Source organism: Herbaspirillum sp. RTI4, from assembly GCF_034313965.1.
Lineage (GTDB): Bacteria > Pseudomonadota > Gammaproteobacteria > Burkholderiales > Burkholderiaceae_D > Herbaspirillum.
In genome coordinates this window covers 3273402-3293785 of sequence record NZ_JAVIWQ010000002.1, presented here as the reverse complement: position 1 = coordinate 3293785, position 20384 = coordinate 3273402, and the positions used below count along the sequence as shown (strand labels likewise).

Annotated in this window: 15 protein-coding genes and 1 riboswitch; of the genes, 11 read left to right on the top strand and 4 right to left on the bottom strand. The window is 60.9% G+C overall.

Going from position 1 to position 20384, the window contains the following annotated elements:
• Positions 1 to 48 precede the first annotated feature (48 nt).
• A complete protein-coding gene (locus RGU70_RS14680) occupies positions 49 to 822 on the bottom strand; it encodes a sulfite exporter TauE/SafE family protein (RefSeq protein ID WP_322210138.1) in 774 nt (257 codons plus the stop codon).
• A 134-nt stretch (positions 823 to 956) separates the two neighbouring features.
• Here RGU70_RS14680 and RGU70_RS14675 point away from each other — a divergent pair, with 134 nt between their 5' ends.
• Together RGU70_RS14675 and RGU70_RS14670 are read left to right on the top strand one after the other, a co-directional pair.
• The gene (locus RGU70_RS14675) at positions 957 to 1898 is read left to right on the top strand and encodes a CysB family HTH-type transcriptional regulator (RefSeq protein ID WP_322210137.1); all 942 of its coding nucleotides are present in this window, start codon (positions 957 to 959) and stop codon (positions 1896 to 1898) included.
• A 63-nt stretch (positions 1899 to 1961) separates the two neighbouring features.
• A complete protein-coding gene (locus tag RGU70_RS14670; protein WP_322210136.1) occupies positions 1962 to 3266 on the top strand; it encodes a chloride channel protein in 1305 nt (434 codons plus the stop codon).
• A gap of 113 nt (positions 3267 to 3379) precedes the next feature.
• On the opposite strand, the gene RGU70_RS14665 is transcribed toward RGU70_RS14670, so the two are convergent.
• Both RGU70_RS14665 and RGU70_RS14660 read right to left on the bottom strand, forming a co-directional pair.
• Positions 3380 to 5305 (bottom strand): chemotaxis protein CheA, encoded by a 1926-nt coding sequence (locus tag RGU70_RS14665; protein WP_322210135.1) that lies wholly within the window; start codon positions 5303 to 5305, stop codon positions 3380 to 3382.
• Positions 5305 to 6111 (bottom strand): protein phosphatase CheZ, encoded by an 807-nt coding sequence (locus tag RGU70_RS14660; protein ID WP_322210134.1) that lies wholly within the window; start codon positions 6109 to 6111, stop codon positions 5305 to 5307. The genes RGU70_RS14665 and RGU70_RS14660 overlap by 1 nt, the downstream gene beginning before the upstream one ends.
• 422 nt (positions 6112 to 6533) lie before the next feature.
• Between RGU70_RS14660 and cobT the strand changes: the two genes are divergently transcribed.
• Positions 6534 to 7583 carry a nicotinate-nucleotide--dimethylbenzimidazole phosphoribosyltransferase gene (gene cobT, locus RGU70_RS14655; RefSeq protein WP_322210133.1) on the top strand — a complete coding sequence of 350 codons (1050 nt, stop codon included), beginning with the start codon at positions 6534 to 6536 and terminating at the stop codon, positions 7581 to 7583.
• Entirely contained in the window at positions 7580 to 8377 is a 798-nt protein-coding gene (gene cobS / locus RGU70_RS14650) for an adenosylcobinamide-GDP ribazoletransferase (RefSeq protein WP_322210132.1), read from the top strand. Before cobT ends, cobS begins: the two co-directional genes overlap by 4 nt.
• Before the next feature lie 48 nt (positions 8378 to 8425).
• Here the strand turns inward: cobS and RGU70_RS14645 are convergent, their stop codons facing one another.
• Positions 8426 to 8860 (bottom strand): hypothetical protein, encoded by a 435-nt coding sequence (locus RGU70_RS14645; protein ID WP_322210131.1) that lies wholly within the window; start codon positions 8858 to 8860, stop codon positions 8426 to 8428.
• Between the two features lie 86 nt (positions 8861 to 8946).
• Here RGU70_RS14645 and RGU70_RS14640 point away from each other — a divergent pair, with 86 nt between their 5' ends.
• The 7 genes from RGU70_RS14640 (at position 8947) to cbiD (ending at position 20383) form a co-directional block, all read left to right on the top strand.
• Entirely contained in the window at positions 8947 to 9510 is a 564-nt protein-coding gene (locus RGU70_RS14640; RefSeq protein WP_322210130.1) for a histidine phosphatase family protein, read from the top strand.
• Positions 9511 to 9580: 70 nt separating this feature from the next.
• Positions 9581 to 9869, top strand: a riboswitch (cobalamin riboswitch).
• Between the two features lie 122 nt (positions 9870 to 9991).
• Positions 9992 to 10354 carry a ferredoxin gene (locus RGU70_RS14635; RefSeq protein WP_322210129.1) on the top strand — a complete coding sequence of 121 codons (363 nt, stop codon included), beginning with the start codon at positions 9992 to 9994 and terminating at the stop codon, positions 10352 to 10354.
• A complete protein-coding gene (locus RGU70_RS14630) occupies positions 10351 to 14592 on the top strand; it encodes a cobaltochelatase subunit CobN (protein WP_322210128.1) in 4242 nt (1413 codons plus the stop codon). The genes RGU70_RS14635 and RGU70_RS14630 overlap by 4 nt, the downstream gene beginning before the upstream one ends.
• Positions 14589 to 16703 (top strand): putative cobaltochelatase, encoded by a 2115-nt coding sequence (locus tag RGU70_RS14625; protein ID WP_322210127.1) that lies wholly within the window; start codon positions 14589 to 14591, stop codon positions 16701 to 16703. Before RGU70_RS14630 ends, RGU70_RS14625 begins: the two co-directional genes overlap by 4 nt.
• Before the next feature lie 125 nt (positions 16704 to 16828).
• Positions 16829 to 17536 (top strand): cobalt-precorrin-7 (C(5))-methyltransferase, encoded by a 708-nt coding sequence (locus RGU70_RS14620; RefSeq protein ID WP_322210126.1) that lies wholly within the window; start codon positions 16829 to 16831, stop codon positions 17534 to 17536.
• Positions 17533 to 19152: a precorrin-8X methylmutase gene (locus RGU70_RS14615; RefSeq protein WP_322210125.1), complete on the top strand. Its 1620-nt coding sequence runs from the start codon at positions 17533 to 17535 to the stop codon at positions 19150 to 19152. Before RGU70_RS14620 ends, RGU70_RS14615 begins: the two co-directional genes overlap by 4 nt.
• Position 19153: 1 nt before the next feature.
• The gene (cbiD, locus tag RGU70_RS14610) at positions 19154 to 20383 is read left to right on the top strand and encodes a cobalt-precorrin-5B (C(1))-methyltransferase CbiD (RefSeq protein WP_322210813.1); all 1230 of its coding nucleotides are present in this window, start codon (positions 19154 to 19156) and stop codon (positions 20381 to 20383) included.
• The last annotated feature ends 1 nt before the right edge of the window (position 20384 follow it).

The window sequence follows — 20384 nt, the reverse complement described above, 5'->3', positions numbered from 1 at the left end:
AAATTCGTCTACGATTTTCATGCCGCTGTCATTGACAGGGGCATGAACTTACCACACCAGCTTCAGCGCCACGGTTGTCAGCGTGACGGCTAACAAACCGCGCAGCAATTTTTCCGATACGCCTTTGGCTGCCAGCGAGCCTAGCGTGATGCCGGGGATGGAACCCAACAGCAGCGCACCCAGCAAAGCCCAGTCTATTGATCCCAGCCACCAGTGGCCGAATGCGGCGATGGCGGTCAGGGGTACGGCATAGGCAATGTCGGTACCGGCGATTTCAGCCGGTGACAGGCGAGGATAGAGGACAACCAGCAAAGTTGCACCCACTGCACCCGCGCCGATGGAAGAAATAGTGACCAGCGTGCCAAGCAAGACGCCGGAGGCGATCGTGGCACCCGCCAGTGACCGGCCTTGCAGATGCCGTTCTGGATGTGCGTTCAGCCAGCCCTGTAGTTTACTCTTGAATAGCAAAGCGATCACGGTCAGCATCACCGAGCCGGCAATGCTATAGCGAATAATGCTGCTGAGTTGCGGACTCACCGCGCCGAAATGCTTGAGCAGCAGCGTCGTGATGATGGCCGCCGGCAGTGCCCCCAGCGATAGTCGACGCACAATATCCCAGCGCACCGTGCCGCGTGAGCGGTGTGCGATCGTACCGGCGGTTTTGGTCAGCGAAGCGAAGGCGAGGTCGGTCCCGACGGCCACACTGGGGTGGATGCCGAACATCAAGGTCAACAGCGGCGTCATCAGTGAGCCGCCGCCTACGCCGGTCAATCCGACCAATAAGCCGACGGCAAATCCACTAATTACATACGAAACGGTCATAAGACTCCCAACAAGATAGACAGAATCGTAATAAACTTCGTCTATATTCCAAACTACAGAGTATTTATTTGCTTATATACGTATTTGATATATGCAAATGAGTTCTCTCATTTTTCATTCTCAAGGGTGCCTCGATGAACCTCCATCAATTCCGCTTTGTCAGGGAAGCTGTCAGGCAAAATTTCAACCTGACCGAAGCCGCCAAAGCGCTGTACACCTCGCAACCTGGTGTTTCCAAGGCGATTATTGAACTGGAAGAAGAGCTAGGCGTGGACATTTTCACCCGTCACGGCAAACGCATACGCGGCCTGACCGAGCCGGGGCGGGCGGTGTTGCATTCGGTGGAAGCGATTTTGCTGGAAGTCGAAGGCCTCAAGCGCATCGGCATGGAGTTCGCCGCGCACGACAGCGGTAGCCTGACCATTGCCACCACGCACACCCAGGCGCGCTATTCCCTGCCCAAGGTCGTGCAGGCATTTACCCAGAAATTTCCTAAGGTGCGCCTGTCCTTGCTGCAAGGCAATCCCAAGCAAATCATGGAGATGGTACGTAACGATCAGGCCGATCTGGCGATTGCCACCGAATCGCTGGGTGAGGTGGACGGCTTGATTTCGCTGCCTTGTTATCAGTGGGAGCATGTGGTCGTGACGCCGCCCGACCATCCCTTGCTGCGCTCCAAAAACCTGTCGCTGGAAGAAATTGCGACTTATCCGCTCATTACTTACGACGCCGCTTTTGCCGGCCGTACCCGGATCGATCATGCCTTCGCGCTGCGCGATCTGAAGCCGGATATCGTGCTGGAAGCGATCGATGCCGATGTCATCAAGACCTATGTCGAACTGGGCATGGGAATAGGGATTATTGCCGGCATGGCCTTCGATGCCGAACGGGACAAGGGTTTGCGGTCGCTGCCGGCCGGTCATCTGTTCGGCACCAATGTCTCAAGGCTGGCGCTCAAACAGGGCGCGTATCTGCGCAGCTACGTGTATACCTTCATCGAATTGATGGCGCCGACGCTGAACCGGAAACTGATCGGGCAAGTGATGGATGGTGAGAAAGACCTTTACGAGTTGTAGTGCAACAAAGCGGTGGCGCATCCTGCCCGCCGTCCATACCCTGAGAATGGATGAACGATCAAGATGACAGCACTGTTTTCCCGGCTAATCCACAAAAATCTGCGACACATACGACGATTCTGGTTGCACTACGGGATTCTTTGGGTGGGGGCCATCGTGACCGGGCTGATCGCGGTGCTGTATGCGCGCTTGATTGACGCCGGTTTTCACTTGTTTCGCTGGATGCAGAGCAGCTATTTCTGGTTGCCCTTGCTGTTGACGCCGACGCTCAGTGCGCTGGCGGTCTATCTGACGCGGCGTTTTTTCCCTGGCGCGGAAGGCAGCGGCATCCCGCAAGTGATCGCGGTTCTGGAAGACGAAACGGCCGGGCGTGCGCCGCAGTTGCTGTCACTGCGGGTGATGGTGGGCAAGATTGTGCTGTCGACGCTGGGCGTGGTTGGCGGTCTGACTATCGGACGCGAAGGGCCGACGGTGCAGATCGGCGCGGTGTTGATGTATTACATGCGCCGCTGGTTTCCCCGACCCAGCGTGATGATGGAAAAACGCCTGATTCTGGCCGGGGCGGCAGCGGGTCTGGCGGCGGCGTTCAATACACCGTTGGCCGGGATTGTCTTTGCCATCGAGGAGCTGTCACGCAGCTTTGAGCAGCGCGCCAGCGGCGTGGTCATTACCACCATTGTGTTCGCCGGGGTGGTGGCGCTGGGCATGAATGGCAACTACACCTATTTCGGCATCTTGCGGATGAGCGGCGACATCAGCCGCAGCATCGTCATTGCAGTGCTGGCGGCAGGAGTTGTGAGCGGTATCGCCGGCGGCATTTTTTGCTGGTTGCTGCTCAATACCCACCGCTGGATTCCCGCGCCGCTGCGGCATCTGCGCGCCAACCGGCCTGTGGTGTTCGCAGCGCTGTGCGGTTTGTTGGTGGCGGTGATCGGCGTGATTGCCGGCGGCGTTACCTTCGGCAGCGGCTATGCCGAAGCGAATGGCTTGCTGAGCGGAACAGCGCAATTGTCGGGCTGGTATCCGCTGCTCAAAATGGCTTCGATGGTGGGCTCGTATCTGCCGGGTATTCCGGGTGGGATTTTCGCCCCGTCTCTGTCGATTGGCGCGGGGCTGGGCAATTTACTGCACATGCTGAGCGGCGATATCTCGCTGCCTTTGCTGATTGCGCTGGCGATGGTCGGTTATCTGGCCGCGGTGACGCAATCGCCGATTACCGCTTTCGTCATCGTGATGGAAATGATCGATGGCCACGCGCTGGTGATTTCATTGATGGCGACGGCGCTCATTGCCAGCCAGATATCGCGTCTGTTTGCCCCGCCTTTGTACGACGCCCTGGCCGAGCGTTATCGGCGCGCGCAGGCGTAGACGAATATTGTGTTGCGGTTTGAGAGGGAATTGAAGTGAGTTGCTTGTGCAGACTTGCATTAGCAGGGAAGGCGAACGGGAGAGGCCGGTAGCGTGCGCCGGCCTCTTCCTTATCAGGCCGCTATTTTGGCCAGACCTGTACGGCAACCGTCCAGCAGGAAGGAAAGTCCCACCACCAGTACCAGTTCGCCTTCGGCAGAACGGGCAGTGCCGGTCACGCCGTTGGTGCGGATGGCAGTCAGTGGCTTGATCACCAGATCGGCTGTTCCTTCTACCGCTTCCACACTCAAGATGTAGGGCTGTGGCACAGCCATGACGATTCCGACCCGTTCACTGCCGGGTTCATAACCGAGCACACCGGCCAGGGAATGCACCGGCAATGGCCGACCCTGATCGCGCATGACTGGCGCACCGCCGACTTTTTCAAATTCAGCCGGCAACTCGACCACACGCTGGACCGACGACATCGGCAGCGCGAGCGCGGCAGCCGAAGTGCGGACCAGCATGGTGGGGATGATCGACAGTTCAATCGGCAGGCGGATTGAGAATCGTGTGCCTACGCCCATGGTGGAGTCGATGTGGATGCTGCCGCGGTGTTTTTCTACGGCAGTTTTGACCACGTCCATGCCGACGCCGCGGCCCGATACGCTGGAGGCGACTTCCTTAGTCGAAAACCCTGGCAGGAACACCAGTTGCAGCGCTTCATTCACGCTTTGGGCATCGTTTTCACCGATCAGGCCCTTGCTGCGTGCTTTCTGCCGCAGAAAGTCAGGGTCCATGCCCTTGCCATCGTCGAAAATTTCTATCATCACGCTGCTGGCTTCCTGCCAGGCGTTGAGGGAAATCGTGGCGCGTGCTGGTTTGCCGCTCTTGGCGCGATCGGCTGCGCTTTCGATGCCGTGATCGAGCGAGTTGCGCAGCATGTGCACCAGCGGATCGTAGAGACTGTCAACGACCACGCGGTCGACTTCGGTTTCGGCACCGGAAATGGCCAGGTCAACGTCTTTGCCCAAGTCTTTTGCAAGTTCGCGGATCAGGCGAGGGAATTTCTGAAACAGACGACCGACCGGTTGCATGCGTGTCGACAGCGTGGCTCTTTGCAGTTCGCTGGAGTAGCGTGAAGCGCGGCTGAGCGTTTCTGCCAGGGTGCTCATGAGTGCCGCAGCGGAACCTTCGAACTTGAATTGCTGGAGTTTTTCCAGCAGGACGGTGGCCTGATTGGCCGCCTGCACCGATTCGCCGGCGACTTCCAGCAAGGCGTCGAGCTTGCCAGCGTCGATGCGGATACTTTCTTCCTTGGCCGGACCGTCACTGGCGCGGCGGTTCGCGCGAACGGCATCCGGTGCGGCAGTAGCGGGCGCAGCAACGGCATCTGCTACGGGCTTCGGTGTTGCAGAGGGCAGTGATTTCGGATGCAGACTGACTGCTGCCGCTTCGCTGCTTTCGGCGTCGGCAGATGCTTCTGCCGAACCGCCTTTACCCGACACCGCCTGATGCATGGCTGCCCAGTTGAGTTCGCCATTGGCGTCGACGGTACTGACGCCGCTGAGATCTTCGTCGGAGCTTGCGTCTGCATCGGTGTTCTGCTCGCTGGCGACTGGTGTGGCTGCCGCCGGTGCGCTCATTGGCGCGCTGACCGGGGCGACTTCGGATTCGCCTTCGATGGCGTGGGTCAGGATATCTTCCAGCTCTTGTGGCATGGGAGCCAGGCTGGCCGGATTTTCACCGTTCGATAATTGTTCCAGCTGATCGGCAACAAAGCCGCTGGCTTGCAGTGCGGCTTCGATGGCCAGCGGGGTGACTTTGGCTTTGCCGGTGCGCAGTGCATCAAACAGGTTTTCAGTCAGATGACATGCGGAAACCATCGCAGGCAAATTGACGAAGCCTGCGCCGCCCTTGATTGTGTGGAACGCTCGGAACACGGCATTGATGACTTCTTTGTCTTCCGGTTGGCGCTCCAGCGTCAGTAAATGTGACTCGACGCTTGTTGCCAGCTCCAGAGCTTCGACAACAAAATCCTTGAGCATGTCATCATCCATCAGAACCCCAGGCTGTCAAGTAAGTTATCTACATCGTCTTGTTCCAGGCCCGATCCGGCAAGGGAGGGTCCATTTGCCAGTGTTTCCGGCTTGTCTGCATCGATGGCGGCGATCACGGACGGCGGTGCATTGTCGCGCAACAGCATGGCTAGTTGCTGTTCAACCAGAACGGTGATGTTGACGATTTTCTTGATCAGCTGGCCGGTGATGTCCTGAAAGTCCTGCGCCATCATGATTTCCATCATCCGTGCTTTTTCAAGTTCGGTCGATAGTGTCACAGCGGAGGAGAAAGTGCGGGAGTCGTTAGCCAGAGTTTTGAACTGTTCCATATCCATCTGGCCGGCAAACAATTCACTCCAACGGGTGTCGATGTCCTTGGCGTGCGCAGCGAGTTTGTCTTGCGCAGGCATGCCTTCATCAATGGCGTTGAGTACTTTGTTGGCGGCTTGCTCGGTCAGCGTGGCAATGTATTCGAGGCGGCTTTGCGCATCGCCTATCTGCGAGGCGGCATCTGTCAGTGAGCGGTCATAGCCGAGTTCGCGCATGGAGTCATGCAGCAGTCGAACGATACCGCCCAGTCGCCCGAACATGTTGCCGGCGTCGGCGCCAGCTTCGGTTTCGCCTGTATCTGGCGGCGCGTCAGAAGTGTCGTGGGCAGAGGCGGTGTGTTCTGCAACTTCCGGGACGGGGTCTGCGGTGGTTTCTGCTGCGGCGTCTGGAGCGTTGCTTGTCGCGGCAGATTCTGCAGCGCCTTGCGAGGAAATTTCATCGAACAAGGCCTCTAAATCAACATCTGCATCACTCATAATCTGGCCTCTCTTTGCTTTGATAATTTCAGTTTCGGCGCGCCGGCCTTGTAGCGGCGCTCCTTTTTTTTCTTGCCTGTTTTTACGTCAGGTGCCGCGGATGAATAAGATGACTGCGATGAGCAATGTAAAGCGCATATCTGTTAAAACAGTATCTTTATGCAGTTACGCCCTCGTCGTTTTCATCTTTGTTTTTGTAAGCACCCCCAGTGCTTACGTTCAATACGCTTGGAATTGATTAATTATAAGGCGCATTTCCTTCCTTGATCCGTATCATAGCAGTCTAAATTAGGACAGTGCGGTGAATCTGCACCCGCATTGTGATTCAACGTGGCGGCTCGTACAATGGCGCGTTTTGCTCGAAGGTATTCAGTTTCTGCCGGGGCATTTATTTTCACTTCCTGATAAGGTTCTTTCCGGTAATGTTCGCACCCACCATCGTTCCGACCGCAGACGCCGCCCTGGCCACTTCTCTGCACCTCGCCATAGACAATAAAACCAAACCACGCGGCAGTTTGGGGCTGCTGGAAGGGCTTGCCGCCCGCATCGGTCTGATCCAGAAAAGTTGCGCGCCACAATTAATCGAACCGGTCATTCTGATATTTGCCGGCGATCATGGTGTCACTGCGGAAAATATTTCCGCGTTTCCGCAAAGTGTCACCTGGCAAATGATGGAAAATTTTTTGCAGGGAGGCGCGGCAATTAATGTATTTGCGCGACAAAACGGCTGCGCGCTGAAAATTATCGACGCCGGCGTCAATCATGAATTCGGCACCCGCCCCGGTTTAGTCGACCGTAAAGTCGCTCCCGGCACACGCAATTTTGTGCGCGAACCAGCCATGAGTGCGGCCGAATGCGAGCTCGCTTTACAACATGGTGCGTCGCTGGTCGATGAACTGAACGGCAATGTCGTCGGTTTCGGTGAAATGGGCATCGGCAATACCACCTCTGCCGCCGCCTTGATGCATGTGCTGACCGGCTTGGCAGCGGCTCAGTGCGTCGGCACCGGCACCGGTCTGGATGCCGACGGCGTGCAGCGCAAACAGCAGGCGATTGAGGCCGCGCACCGACTTCACGCTGAAGTGACCGAACCGCTGGCCGTGCTGGCCACCTACGGCGGTTTTGAAATCGCCATGATGGTCGGTGCCATGCTGCGCGCCGCCGAACGTCGCATGGTGTTGCTGATCGATGGTTTCATCGTCTCCGCCGCCTTGCTGGTAGCGGCAAGGATGCAACCGGCAATACTCGATTACTGCGTGTTTTCACATTGCTCCCAAGAGCAGGGACACCGGCTCCTGCTGGAGTATCTGCACGCGCGGCCGCTGTTGCATCTCGACTTGCGGCTGGGCGAGGGCAGCGGTTGCGCGCTGGCGATGCCGCTGCTGCACTCGGCGGTCAACTTCCTGACGCAAATGGCGACGTTTTCGTCGGCGCAGGTCAGTGGAAAACTGGTCGATAGTCCCGCGCAGTGATCAAGATCGCGACATCCACCGTCATGTATCAGCTAAGGCTGTTTTTTACGGCGCTGCAATTCTTTACCCGTCTGCCTGTTCCGCGCTGGGTCGGTTTCGATCCTGCCTGGCGTAGTCCTTCGCTGGCGTATTTTCCGATAGTCGGCATCCTGGTAGGCGGTTTAACGGCATTGGCGTATGCCTTGCTGTTGCACATCTGGCCGCCAGTCGTCGCGGTTTTGCTGGCAAGCGCACTCGGCATTGTTCTGACCGGCGCGCTGCATGAAGATGGCTGGGCGGATGTCTGCGACGGACTGGGCGGTAGCGTGAGCCGCGAACGGGCGCTGGACATCATGCGCGATTCGCGGCTAGGCACCTATGGCGTGCTCGGTTTGCTGCTGTTATTGGCATTAAAGTGCGTCACGCTGATGTCGCTGCCTCTGCCACAGGCCGTCGTCGGTTTATTCGTGGCGCATCCTTTATCCCGGCTGGCCAGCATGATGCTGACGGCGCGATTGCCCTATGCCAGAACAGAGGGCAAGGCGCATGGCATGGTGCAGAAAATGCCTCCCGCTGCATGGATGGTCGCTATCGTGGGGGGCGTGTTGCCGTTGCTGCTGGCAGGAGTGGGAGGCGGGTTGTCATGGCCGCGTATAGCGCTGATGTGTATCGCGGTGGCCGGTGTGACGCTGTGGCTGATGCGGCTGTTTCGTCGTCGTCTTGGCGGTTACACCGGCGATTGTCTGGGGGCGGTGCAGCAACTGACCGAGGTGGCCTGCTATCTCTGTCTGCTGCTTAATCTCCCTCACTATTAAGAAAAGAAGCCCCGGTTTTAAGGCCGGGGGCAGCGCGCTCCGGCGATGTCAGCGTGGGTCGATATCCAGCTTGTTTCGTTTTGCAGGGAGCTTGGCCGTGTTCCCTGCTTCCGTAAAGAGGTCACTCGTGGATTGTGAAACATCGGTGAGCGTGATTCGCGGTAAAGGTAAGGGCTGTTCGATGAAGCTGGTTTCACCGATTGAGTTCGTCCTCTGATGCATGCGCACCCCGGTCAGATGCTGCTTCACGTCCTTGGTATAGCGCACTTCAATCGATTTGCGTGGATGGGCGATGTCGCCGGGGCGGACCTTATGCATGGTGGCCGTGGAATTGCCCGCCCGCACAAACTGTTGACTGAGTGGAGCCATTGCGGCCGGGTGCTTGACCTGGAATGCCGATTTCATCAGGTTGGACAGCGTTGTTTTGACCGTCTTGTTTTCAGTCTTTACCGGAGGCGAGGGTGCTGTGGGCTGGATGTTCATGGATTTCACCTTTGTAAAAATAAGATAAGTTCCACAAAGTAGCCTCTTGGCATTATTTGACTTTCATAAAACGCTTATTTGATGCCATGCGACAACGCCTCCATCTGATCCGTCACCCGCCGCCGCAAGTGGAAAGCGGCATTTGCTATGGCAGCAGCGACCTGCCGCTCAAGCCGGAACCGCTCGCCACGCTCATTGCCGCGTTGATACAACGTTTGCCGCCCAAGGCATCGATGTTTTACAGCCCCTTGCAGCGTTGCCGTCTACTGGCTCTGCCGCTGGCGGCTGCACTCGGTAACGCCACTCCCACCCCCGATGCGCGACTCCTCGAAATGCATTTCGGGACATGGGAAATGCGCCACTGGGATGTCATCGGCAAGGACGCCGTCGACGCCTGGGCGCAGGATATGGTGCGCTACCAACCCGGCGGCGGCGAAAGCGTGCTGCAAATGGCGACGCGGGTACGCGCGTTCTACGACGATGTACTGACGCGCGCCGACGGCGAAACGATCGTCGTGTGCCATGCCGGCACTATCCGCCTGCTGGCAGCCTGTCAGTTGGGACTGAGCTTGCCGGAAACCGCGCTGCACGCTGCCAGTACACCGCACAGCATTGCCTATGGCGAATTGACGACGCTGGAGCTGAATTAGCCCTACCTGCCCGATCCTTATACCGACGACAGGCGGCAGACAGCAGACCTGGTCACGAACCAGCTATACTGCGCAGCTAATCGTTTCAGGTGTTCCACGTCCAGAAGGCGTGAAATTAAACGGGAAATCGGTGCAGGGAACTGAGTGCTTAGTTCCACCATGCCGATGCTGCCCCCGCAACGGTAAGCGAGTGAAAACGCAGGGCGCAAGCGCTCGGCGTTGCATGGAAATGCAATCAGGGAGATGCAACCAGCCACTGGATTCGGCGCAAGCCACCTCCGGGAAGGCGCACCCTCCCGGAATGGGCGACCCCATTCCCCTCGCAAGCCCGGATACCGGCCTGAAACAGTCATGCAGTTTGTCTCGCGGAGGGCGAGTCAGATGTCGCCGCGCCTGCCAGCAGCCTGCGGCGCGTCGCTTCGCCCTCATTTGTTACCCCTGACCGCTGACCATACAACCCGGTCGGCCTGAAGAAATCCCCATGCGCACTCACACCCGCCACGTCCTGATGTGTACCGGCCCCCGTTGCACCGAAGACGGCGTTCACTCGGAAGCCATGTTCGCCCGACTCGGTGCCGCGATTGACGCCCGCCCGCAGTTGCGCGTCAAACGCACCCGCACGCAATGCATGGTCGCCTGCAAAAATCAGGGACCGCTGCTGGTGGTGTACCCCGAAGGAATCTGGTACCGCTGCCACGACGGTGAGGCGCTGGAACGCATCGTCGAAGAACACCTGGAACACGGCCGCGAAGTCAGCGATCTGGTATTTCACCGGCTCGGCAGCGGCGACGTCGATCCGCCGGAAGATCAGGATGTGTCCATTCCCCCGGAGCCACTAGCATGACGCCCACTGCCCCTGAATCTGCGCTGATGCCCTGCGACCTCGCCCTGCTGACCCACACCGCCAACGACCTGGCCGTACTGCACAATGCGCGCCGCCAGTTGCCCGTCGAATTCGCCGCCGCCATTCGCGGCATCGACCTGCAAGCGCTGGAAAGCGACAGCCGCATGGCCGAATTGCTGCGCACCGAACTCGCCACCGCCCGTATCCTCATCGTGCGCGTACTGGGTCGGCTGGGCAGCATTCCCGGTTTCGGCGAACTGCTGCGTCACGTCCGTCAGCAAGGCTGTCACCTGATCGCCATCAGCGGCACCGGCGAACCCGATCCCGAACTGGCCGCGGTCTCCACCGTCTCCGCCGCCGTCGCCGATCAGGCCGCCGCGTATTTTCAGGCAGGCGGCAGCGTCAATCTGGCGCAACTGCTGCGCTACCTGTCCGATCATCTGCTTCTGAGCGGCCTCGGCTACCTGCCCGCGCAGCCTCTACCGGATCACGGCATTTACCATCCCGATCTGGAGCAGGGCGCCAGCAGCGCCGACTGGCGCGCCGCCCATGCCGAACAAGGAAAAAGCCAGCGTCCCGCCGTCGGCATCGTGTTTTATCGCGCCCACTGGATCAGCGGCAACACCCGCTTCATCGACGTCCTGATCGACGCCCTGGAACAGCGCGGCATGAACGCCCTCCCGGTATTTACTTCCTCGTTGCGCCACGGTGCCGACAGCGGCGTACCGACCGCGCTGCGCTACTTCCTCGACAGCGACGACGCATCACAGCCGCTGATCGACGTCCTCATCAACACCACTGCTTTCGCCATGGGCGACATCAACGCTGGCGGTACCACTACTCCCGGCTGGTCGGTCGCCTTGCTGGAACAACTCAACCTGCCGGTACTGCAAGCCATCGCCAGCGGCATGACGCAGGCCGCCTGGGAGCAATCGGCACGCGGCATGAATCCGCTCGACGCCGCCATGAACGTGGTGCTGCCCGAATTCGACGGCCGCATCATCACCGTCCCCATCTCCTTCAAAACGCAGGCCGATAACGCCGCCAGCGCCGTCGAATACCAACCCGTACCCGACCGCGCCGCCCGCGTCGCCGGACTGGCGCATAAAATGACGCGCTTGCGCCGCACCCCGGCCAGCGACAAGCGGATCGCCTTCATCTTCACCAATTCCAACAGCAAAGCCTCGCAGATCGGCAACGCGGTCGGCCTTGATGCCCCAGCCTCGCTGATGCACATCCTGGAAGCGCTGCAAGCGGCCGGCTATCAAGTCGGTGACGCACAGGGAAAACTGCCGGACAGCGGCAGCGCCCTGATTCACCAGCTCATCGACCGCTGTTCCTACGACGAGATTTACCTCACCGCCGAGCAACTGAACAACGCCGTCGGCCATGTCTCGGCCGCGCAATACGCCGGCTGGCTGGCCGATTTACCACCGGCCATGCAAGCGCGCATGACGCAGCAATGGGGCGCCGCCCCCGGCGCGGCCTATGTGCATGACGACCAGCTGGTCTTCGCCGGACTGGAACTCGGCAACGCGCTGGTCGTGCTGCAACCGCCGCGCGGCTACGGCATGGACCCCGACGCCATCTACCACCAGCCCGATCTGCCGCCCACCCATCACTACTACGCGCTGTACCGCTGGCTGCGCGACGAATGGCGCGCCGACGCGATTGTTCACGTCGGCAAACACGGCACATTGGAATGGCTGCCCGGCAAAGGCGTCGGCCTGTCTGAAAACTGTTTCCCCGATGCGCTGATGGGCGACATGCCCCTGTTTTATCCCTTCATCATCAACGACCCCGGCGAAGGCGCGCAAGCCAAGCGCCGCGCCCACGCTGTCGTGGTCGATCACCTGACGCCACCGATGACCACCGCCGATACCTACGGCGAACTGGCGCAACTGACGCAACTGGTCGATGAGTACTATCAGGTCGAAGTGCTGGATCCCGGCAAACTGCCGCTGCTGCAACAGCAAATCTGGGATCTGGTCAAGAAAACCAATCTCGACAGCGACTTGCAGGCGCGCTTATTGCATCACGACCATGCGCATGGCGAAGGCCACGATCATGGACACGATCACCCGCACGATCACCCGCACGATCGCGGCCATCCCCACGCGCACGAGGGTCACGACCACCACGGTCACGATCATCACGACCACGACCACCACGCCCACGACGAAGGCTTGCCCGATGCCCTCAGCACCCTGGACGGTGCCGGCGTCGCCCATCTGATCGAAGACCTGGACGGCTATCTGTGCGAACTGGGCGCGGCGCAAATCCGCGACGGCCTGCACATCCTCGGCGGCAGTCCGCAGGGGGAACAACTGGTCGATATGCTGGTGTCGCTGCTGCGTCTGCCGAATCAGGACATCCCCGGCCTGCAACAAGAAGTCGCCCGCCTGTTCGGTCTCGACACCACCATGCTGCTCGATCAGAAAGGTCGCCGTCTGAATGCCGATCCGGCACTGGCGCAACTGAGCGCGTGCGCCATCGTCACCCGCGCCGATGCGCTGGACGCCATCGACCTGTTGTGCCGCAAGCTGATGCAACAACTGGCTGAGGCCGACTACGCACCGACGGCCATCGATACGGTGCTGGTGCAACTGTTCGGCGCGACCGACCTCAGCGCCGCGCGGACTTTGCTGCAACCGGCGGCGCGACGGGCCGGTGGTAGTCTGGGGAGTTTGTTATCGTCAACGGGCAAACCCACGCAGCGGACTATGCCTGCCGCACCGATCAAATCCACCCCCCCGGCAGCGACAGTGAGGGCTATAGCGCAGGCAACAGCGCAGGCAACAGCGGCAAGCAGCTCCACCCCCGCCACTGCCGCCGACCGCTTCGTCGCCCTGCGCCGCGTGCTGCATTTCGCCTGCGCCACACTGGTTCCCAATCTGGCGCGCGCCACCGATGAAATCGACAATCTGCTCAACGGACTTGCGGGCGGCTACATCCCGGCCGGGCCGAGCGGCGCGCCGACTCGCGGCATGGCGCACATCCTGCCGACCGGACGCAATTTCTATTCGGTCGATCCGCGCAGCGTTCCGTCGCAATCGGCGTGGCGCGTCGGTCGCCAACTGGCCACCGAAGTCCTCACCCGACATCTGCGCGAAACCGGCCGCTATCCCGAAAGCGTCGCCATCAGCGTCTGGGGCACCAGCGCCATGCGCACTCACGGCGACGACGTTGCGCAAATTCTGGCGCTGCTCGGCGTGCGTCCGCTCTGGCGTCCTGAAAACCGGCAACTGACCGGCATCGAAGTGGTGCCGCTGGCTGAACTCAAACGACCGCGCATCGACGTCACCACCCGCATCAGCGGCTTTTTCCGCGACGCCTTCCCGCAATTGATCGAACTGATCGACGATGCCGTCCACGCCGTGCTGGCGCTGGACGAACCGCCGGAATCGAACTTCGTGCGCAAGCATTATCTGGAAGACCTCGACAAATGGCTGGAGCAGGGCGTGCCGGCCAAAGAAGCGCAGCAGCGTGCCGGCTGGCGGCTGTTCGGTGCCAAACCGGGCAGCTACGGAGCCGGCATCCTGCCGCTGATTCAGGAAAAAAACTGGAGCACCGATACCGATTTCGCCGAAGCCTACGTCAACTGGGGCGGCTACGCCTATGGTCGCGACACCCACGGCATCGATCAACGCGCCGCCTTCCGTCAGCGCCTGTCCGGGGTCGAAGTCGCGCTGCACAATCAGGACAACCGCGAACACGACATTTTCGATAGCGATGATTACCTGCAATTTCACGGCGGCATGATTGCCACCATCCGCGCACTCACCGGCAATCAGCCGCGCCATTATTTCGGCGACAGTCACGACCCGGCGCGGGCGCAGGTGCGCGACCTGAAAGAAGAAACCTTGCGCGTCTTCCGCTCCCGCGTGGTCAATCCGAAATGGCTGACCGGCATCCAGCGACATGGCTACAAAGGCGGCCTGGAACTGACCGCCACCGTCGATTACCTGTTTGGCTACGACGCCACCGCGCAAGTCATGGAAGACTGGATGTACGAAGAAGTCGCCCGCACCTATGCCTTCGAGCCAGTGATGCAGGCCTTCTTGCAGGACGCCAACCCCTGGGCGCAAAACGCGATTGCCGAACGCTTGCTGGAAGCGGCCAGTCGCGGCATGTGGGCCGCGCCCGACCCGGCCACGCTGGAAGCGCTGCGCCAGCTTTATCTCGATAGCGAAACCTTACTGGAAGCGCGTGGCGAAACCCCGCGCAGCGTCTCATGACTCCCGACATCCCTACCAACAACGATAACGACAGCGGCAGCGACAGCCGCACAGCGCTGTTCCCCTTCGCCGCCATCGTCGGCCAGCCGCAACTGAAAACCGCCTTGCTCTTGTGCGCCATCGACCCCACGCTGGGCGGCGTCCTCATTCGCGGCGACAAGGGCAGCGCCAAAAGCACTGCCGCGCGCGCCTTGCCGGTGTTGCTGCCGCTGCTGCAAAGGATTGTCGGTTGCGCCTACAACTGCGACCCGGCTGCACCCTACGCCCAATGCGTTGCCTGCGCCGATCCGGCACGGCGCGTGCAACACGTCAGCGTACCTTTCGTCACACTGCCGCTGGGCGCAACCGAAGATCGCGTACTCGGCACGCTCGATTTGCAACGCGCCCTGCAAGGTGCAGCGCGCAGTTTTCAGCCCGGCCTGCTGGCCAGCGCCCATCGCGGCATGTTGTATATCGACGAAGTCAACTTGCTGGCCGACCATCTGGTCGATGTCTTGCTGGACGCCGCTGCCATGGGAGTCAATGTCGTGCAGCGCGAAGGACTTTCGGTCAGCCATCCGGCGCGCTTCACCCTGATCGGCACCATGAATCAGGAAGAGGGCGAATTGCGGCCGCAGTTGCTGGATCGTTTCGGCCTGATGGTGGACGTCGGCGCGCCGCGAGATAAAACCCAACGCGCCGAAGTCGTGCGTCGCCGCATCGCCTACGAAGCCGATCCGGCCGCGTTCGCCCAACGCTGGTGCGCTGCGCAATCGGTGCTGCGCGAGCAATTGCAACACGCCCAGCGCCTGCATCCCTTGGTGGTGCTGGACGATACGTTGCTGGAACTGATCAGCCACCTGTGTTGCGAATTCGAAGTCGCCAGCCTGCGCGCCGACATCGTCATGCACAAGGCCGCGCGTGCGCTGGCCGCGCTGGACGGCCGTTCCCGCGCCACCGCCAGCGACGTGCGCGCCGCCGCCGAACTGGTGCTGCCGCATCGTCGTCGTCGTACTCCGTTTGAACAGCCGGGGCTGGATCAGGACAAGCTGGATGAACTGATGCAGCAAGCCGCCGCGCCGCCGGGCAAGGAGAACGATCAGAGGACGGGCGCAAATGGCGAGGCAGAAGGCAAGGATCAAAGCAATGACGGTAGCAGTGACGAAAGCAATGACCCAGGCAATGACCCAGGCAATGACCCAGGCAATGACCCAGGCCACGATCAAAATAATGACCCGCGCAACGATCAACACAACGATCAACACAACGATCAACACAACGATCAGGACATCAGCCAGCGCCCAGCCCCGCCGCAACAAATTTTCGTCGGCGCAGCAATCGGCGCAGCCCGCGCCATTTCCGTCGAATCGCTCACCGCGCCCGATGCCGCCTTTGCCGCTGGTCGCCGCAGCGAAGTCGATTCCACCTCGCGTGGCCGCACCCTGCGCAGCGTGCCAGATCCCGCTCCGACCAGTCTGGCCATCGCCGCCACCTTGCGCAGCGCCGCTTTGCGCGACGCCAGCCAATTCCAGGTCACGACGGCCGATCTGCATCAACAAGTGCGGGTGGCCGGCAGCGCCAATCTGATTCTGTTCGTAGTGGATGCCTCCGGTTCGATGGCCGCGCAGCGTCGCATGGAAGCAGTCAAGGGCGCGGTGCTGGCGCTGCTGACAGATGCCTATCAGCGACGCGATGAAGTCGCCGTGATCTCTTTCGGCGGTGCCACGGCGGGCGTGTTGCTGGCGCCGACCCGCAGCGTCGATCTGGCCGAACAAGGTCTGCACAGCTTGCCGACCGGCGGTCGTACGCCGCTGCCGCATGCGCTGCAACTGGCGCTAGAGATGCTCCAGCGGCGCACCCGCGATAGCGCACCACCGCTGCTGGTGCTGCTCAGCGACGGCAAGGCCAATGTCGCGCTGCAAGCCGATGGCGATCCGTGGCAGCAAACGCTGGCGCTGGCAGAGCAACTGGCCGCGCGCGGCACACCGGCTTTGGTGCTCGACACCGAACAGGGCATGTTGCGACTCGGCCGCGCCGCAAGTCTCGCCACAGCCCTGGGCGCGACTTGTCTCACCCTGGAGCAATTAACAGCGGATAATCTGGCGCTGGCCATCCGCGCCCGGATGCACTGAACTGTTTCACTGGAGTGACGTATTTAGCTGACGCATTTGGCTGCTTATTTAGCCGACTTGTTTAGCTGACTTATTTAGCCGACTCACTGACTCGTTTAACTGATTTAACCCGAAGGAAGTTTTCCATGATCATCTGCATCGGCGCCGGCCCCGGCGACCCAGGTTACCTGACCCAACGCGGCGCGCAATTGCTGCGCGAAGCCGACCTCATCGCCGGCTTCGATGCGGTCGTCAACGTGGTGCAAACCCTGATTCCGGCCAGCGCTGAAGTGGTGCTGATGAATTACCGCGATCAGGTGGCGCAGCTCGATCTGGTTGCCAAGGCGCACCACGCCGGCAAGCGTTGCGTGGTGGTATTCATGGGCGATATCCACTTCAGCGGCTTTCAATATCTGGAACGGGTCGAGCGCGCCTGCGGTCATCCGGTCGATACCCTGCCGGGCATTTCTTCGGCGCAGGTACTGGCCTCCCGCGCCAAGGTGTGTTTCGACGAAACCACTTTCATCACTTTCCACCGGCGCGGCGACCTCACGCCGTTCAAGCGGCATCTGGTGCATGTGCTCAACGACGGCCGCAATGCCATCGTCATTCCCTGTCCGTGGGATGCCGCGCGTTCCTTCATGCCGCCGCATATCGCCACCTATTTGCTGGAACAGGGCATCGCCCCCGACCATCCGACCGAAGTCTGGGAAAACCTGACCCGCGCCGAAGCCGAATGGCACGGCACGCTGGCCGAATGCGCGCAGAAAATTTTTAGCGACATGAGCATCATGCTGATCCGCACCCAGACGCCGATGGCCAGCCAGATCGAAGCCGCGCCGGAGTCCGTATGAGTCTGAGCGCCCCCGCTGAGCATTTCGGCATCGTGGTTGCTGGCCACGGCAGTCGCGACGCCGATGCCGTCCGTGAATTCGAAACCCTGGTGGAACTGATTCGGGCGCGCGCGCCGCAGCAAGTGGTGACGCATGGCTATCTGGAGTTTTCCAGTCCTACCATCGCCGAAGCGATCGCCGCCAATCTCGCCGCCGGCAGCAAACAAATCGCCATGGTGCCGGGTGTGCTGCTGGCGGCGCGTCACGCCAAGAACGACATGCCGGCGGAATTGCTGACCGCCGCGCAAACCTGGCCCGGCATCGATTTCCATTTCGGCGCGCCGCTCAAATTGCATCCGCAATTACTGCAACTGGCACAAGAACGCATCGTCACCGCCGAAGCCAAAGGCCGTCCCGGCATCAGCCGTGCCGATACGCTGCTGGTGCTGGTCGGCCGCGGCACCACCGATCCCGACGCCAACGGCGAAGTGGCCAAACTGGCGCGCATGTTGGAGGAGGGCATGGGTTTCGGCGCTTCGCTGACCTGCTATTCCGGCAGCGCCAAACCGCTGGTGGCCGATGGCTTGCGTGCCGCCGCGCAGCTAGGCTTTGCAAGGCTGATCGTGTTGCCGTTTTTTCTGTTCGACGGCGTACTGGTCAAGCGCATTTATGCCGCCTCCGAGGATGCCCGTCAGCGCGAACCGGAACTCGATATCGTCGATGCCGGCTACTTCGGCCCCGATCCGCTGGTGGCCGACGTACTGATCGACCGTGCCCGCGAAGCGGTGCTGGGTCGCGCCGACATGAATTGCACGCTGTGCAAATACCGGGTGCAGATCGTCGGTTTTGAAGAGCAGGTCGGCGAACCGCAACGCGCCCATCATTTGCAGGTGCGCGGCCTGCTGCAAAAAGAGGCGGCTGATGCCTCGCTGCCCGCCACATCGGACGGCATAGGCGCATTGCCGCGCTATGTTCCGCATCCTATCGAAGCCGAAAGTTTTCGCATTATCGCCGCCGGACGCGACTGGTCGATGTTCCCCGCCGCTCACCTGACTGTCCTGCAAAGACTGGTGCATACCAGCGGCGACTTTGGCGCAGTGGACGATATTTACCTCTCGCCCGGTGCGGTGGAAACCGGCATTCGCGCCTTGCTGCGCTGCAAGCGCATCGTCACCGATGTAACGATGGTGCAGACCGGACTCAAACGCGCCTTGCTGGAACAGTTGGAGATTGAAACCTGGTGCGGCGTGCATGACCGCGAAACGCATCTGATGGCCGCCAGTCACGGCATCACGCGCTCCGCCGCTGGCATCCGTCGTGCGTTTGAAAAATTCGGTAACGACATCGTGCTGGCTATCGGCGACGCGCCCACTGCGATTGCCGAAACCACCCGCCTGATTCGCGAACAAGGCTGGCGACCGCAACTGGTGATCGGCCTGCCGGTGGGTTTTGTCGGCACGCGTGAAAGCAAGGAAGATTTGCGTCGCTGCCTGCAAGTGCCGCGCATCACGAACAGCGGCACACGCGGCGGTTCGCCGTGGGCGGCCAGCGTGGTCAACGGCATGATGATCGATGCGCAAAATCAACTGGCTGATAGTGTCGATAGTGCCGATAGTGCCGATGGTGCCAGTGCCTGAAATGGATGCCGCTCCAGAACCGATGCGCGCCGAATTCGATCTGCGCGTACTGGCACTCAACGGCTTGCGGCGCGGTCGCACCACCGGCAGTTGCGCTACGGCGGCAGTCAGTGCCGCGCTGCATTTGATGTTGCGCAATGAAACGGTGACGGAAGCGGAAGTCATGCTGCCCGACCAGCAGCACTATTTAGTGGTGCCTATTCAGCACGTCCGCTGGCAGGATGCGCAGACGGTGCGGGCGGAAGTACTCAAGGATGGCGGCGACGATCCCGACAGCACCCACGGCGCGACCATTTTTGCCGAAGTGCGACGCAACACGCTAGGCATGCTGCGATTTTTTGCGGCACAAGGCGTCGGCACTGCGACCCGACCCGGCTTGCGCGTGGCGGTCGGTGAGCCGGCCATCAACCCGGTACCGCGCCGCATGATGCGCCAAGCTGTTGCCGCGCTGGCAGGCGATGCGCAGGGTTTCGATCTCGCCATCGGTTGCGAAGGCGGCGAAGCGATTGCCCGTAAAACTTTCAACCCGCGACTGGGCATCGTCGGCGGCATTTCGATTCTGGGGACCTCGGGCATCGTGGAACCGATGTCGATGGCTTCGTGGATTGCCTCGATTGAAGTGTATGTGCGGGTGGCGCTGGCCGATGGCGGCGACGGCGCGGCAGATAGCGCACAAAACAGCGCACAAAACAGCGCGGCAGACAGCGCGGCAGACAGCGGAGCCGAATGCGTGGCGTATCTGCCCGGAAAAATCGGCCGCGACTTTGCCCGTGACGTGCTCGGTTTGCCGGAGCGGCGAGCAGTGCAGATTGCCAATTTTCTCGGCGACGCGCTGGACTTCACGCAAACCGCGCTGGCCGAACGGCAGCGGCGTTTGCCGCAACTGTGGCTGGCCGGTCATCCGGGAAAATTAGCCAAGGTGCTCGACGATGTCTGGGACACCCATTCCAGCCGCAGCGATATGGCGATGGGCGCGGTGGCGCGGGTTGCTGCCGGTCGCGGTCATAGCGCGGCGCTGGTCGATGCGCTGGTCGCGGCCAATACCGTGGAAGCGGCGGTTGAGTTACTGAAAAACGAAGCGGACGGCCCGGCGTTGTGGAGCGACATCGAACATCGCATTGCGCAACGTGTGCATCAACGCGTACCGGCAGTGGACTGTGTGCGGGTGCGCTTGTTCGACATGGCCGGTAATGTGCTGGGACTGGAGCGGGCGGGCGAGTCGGTGGCATAAG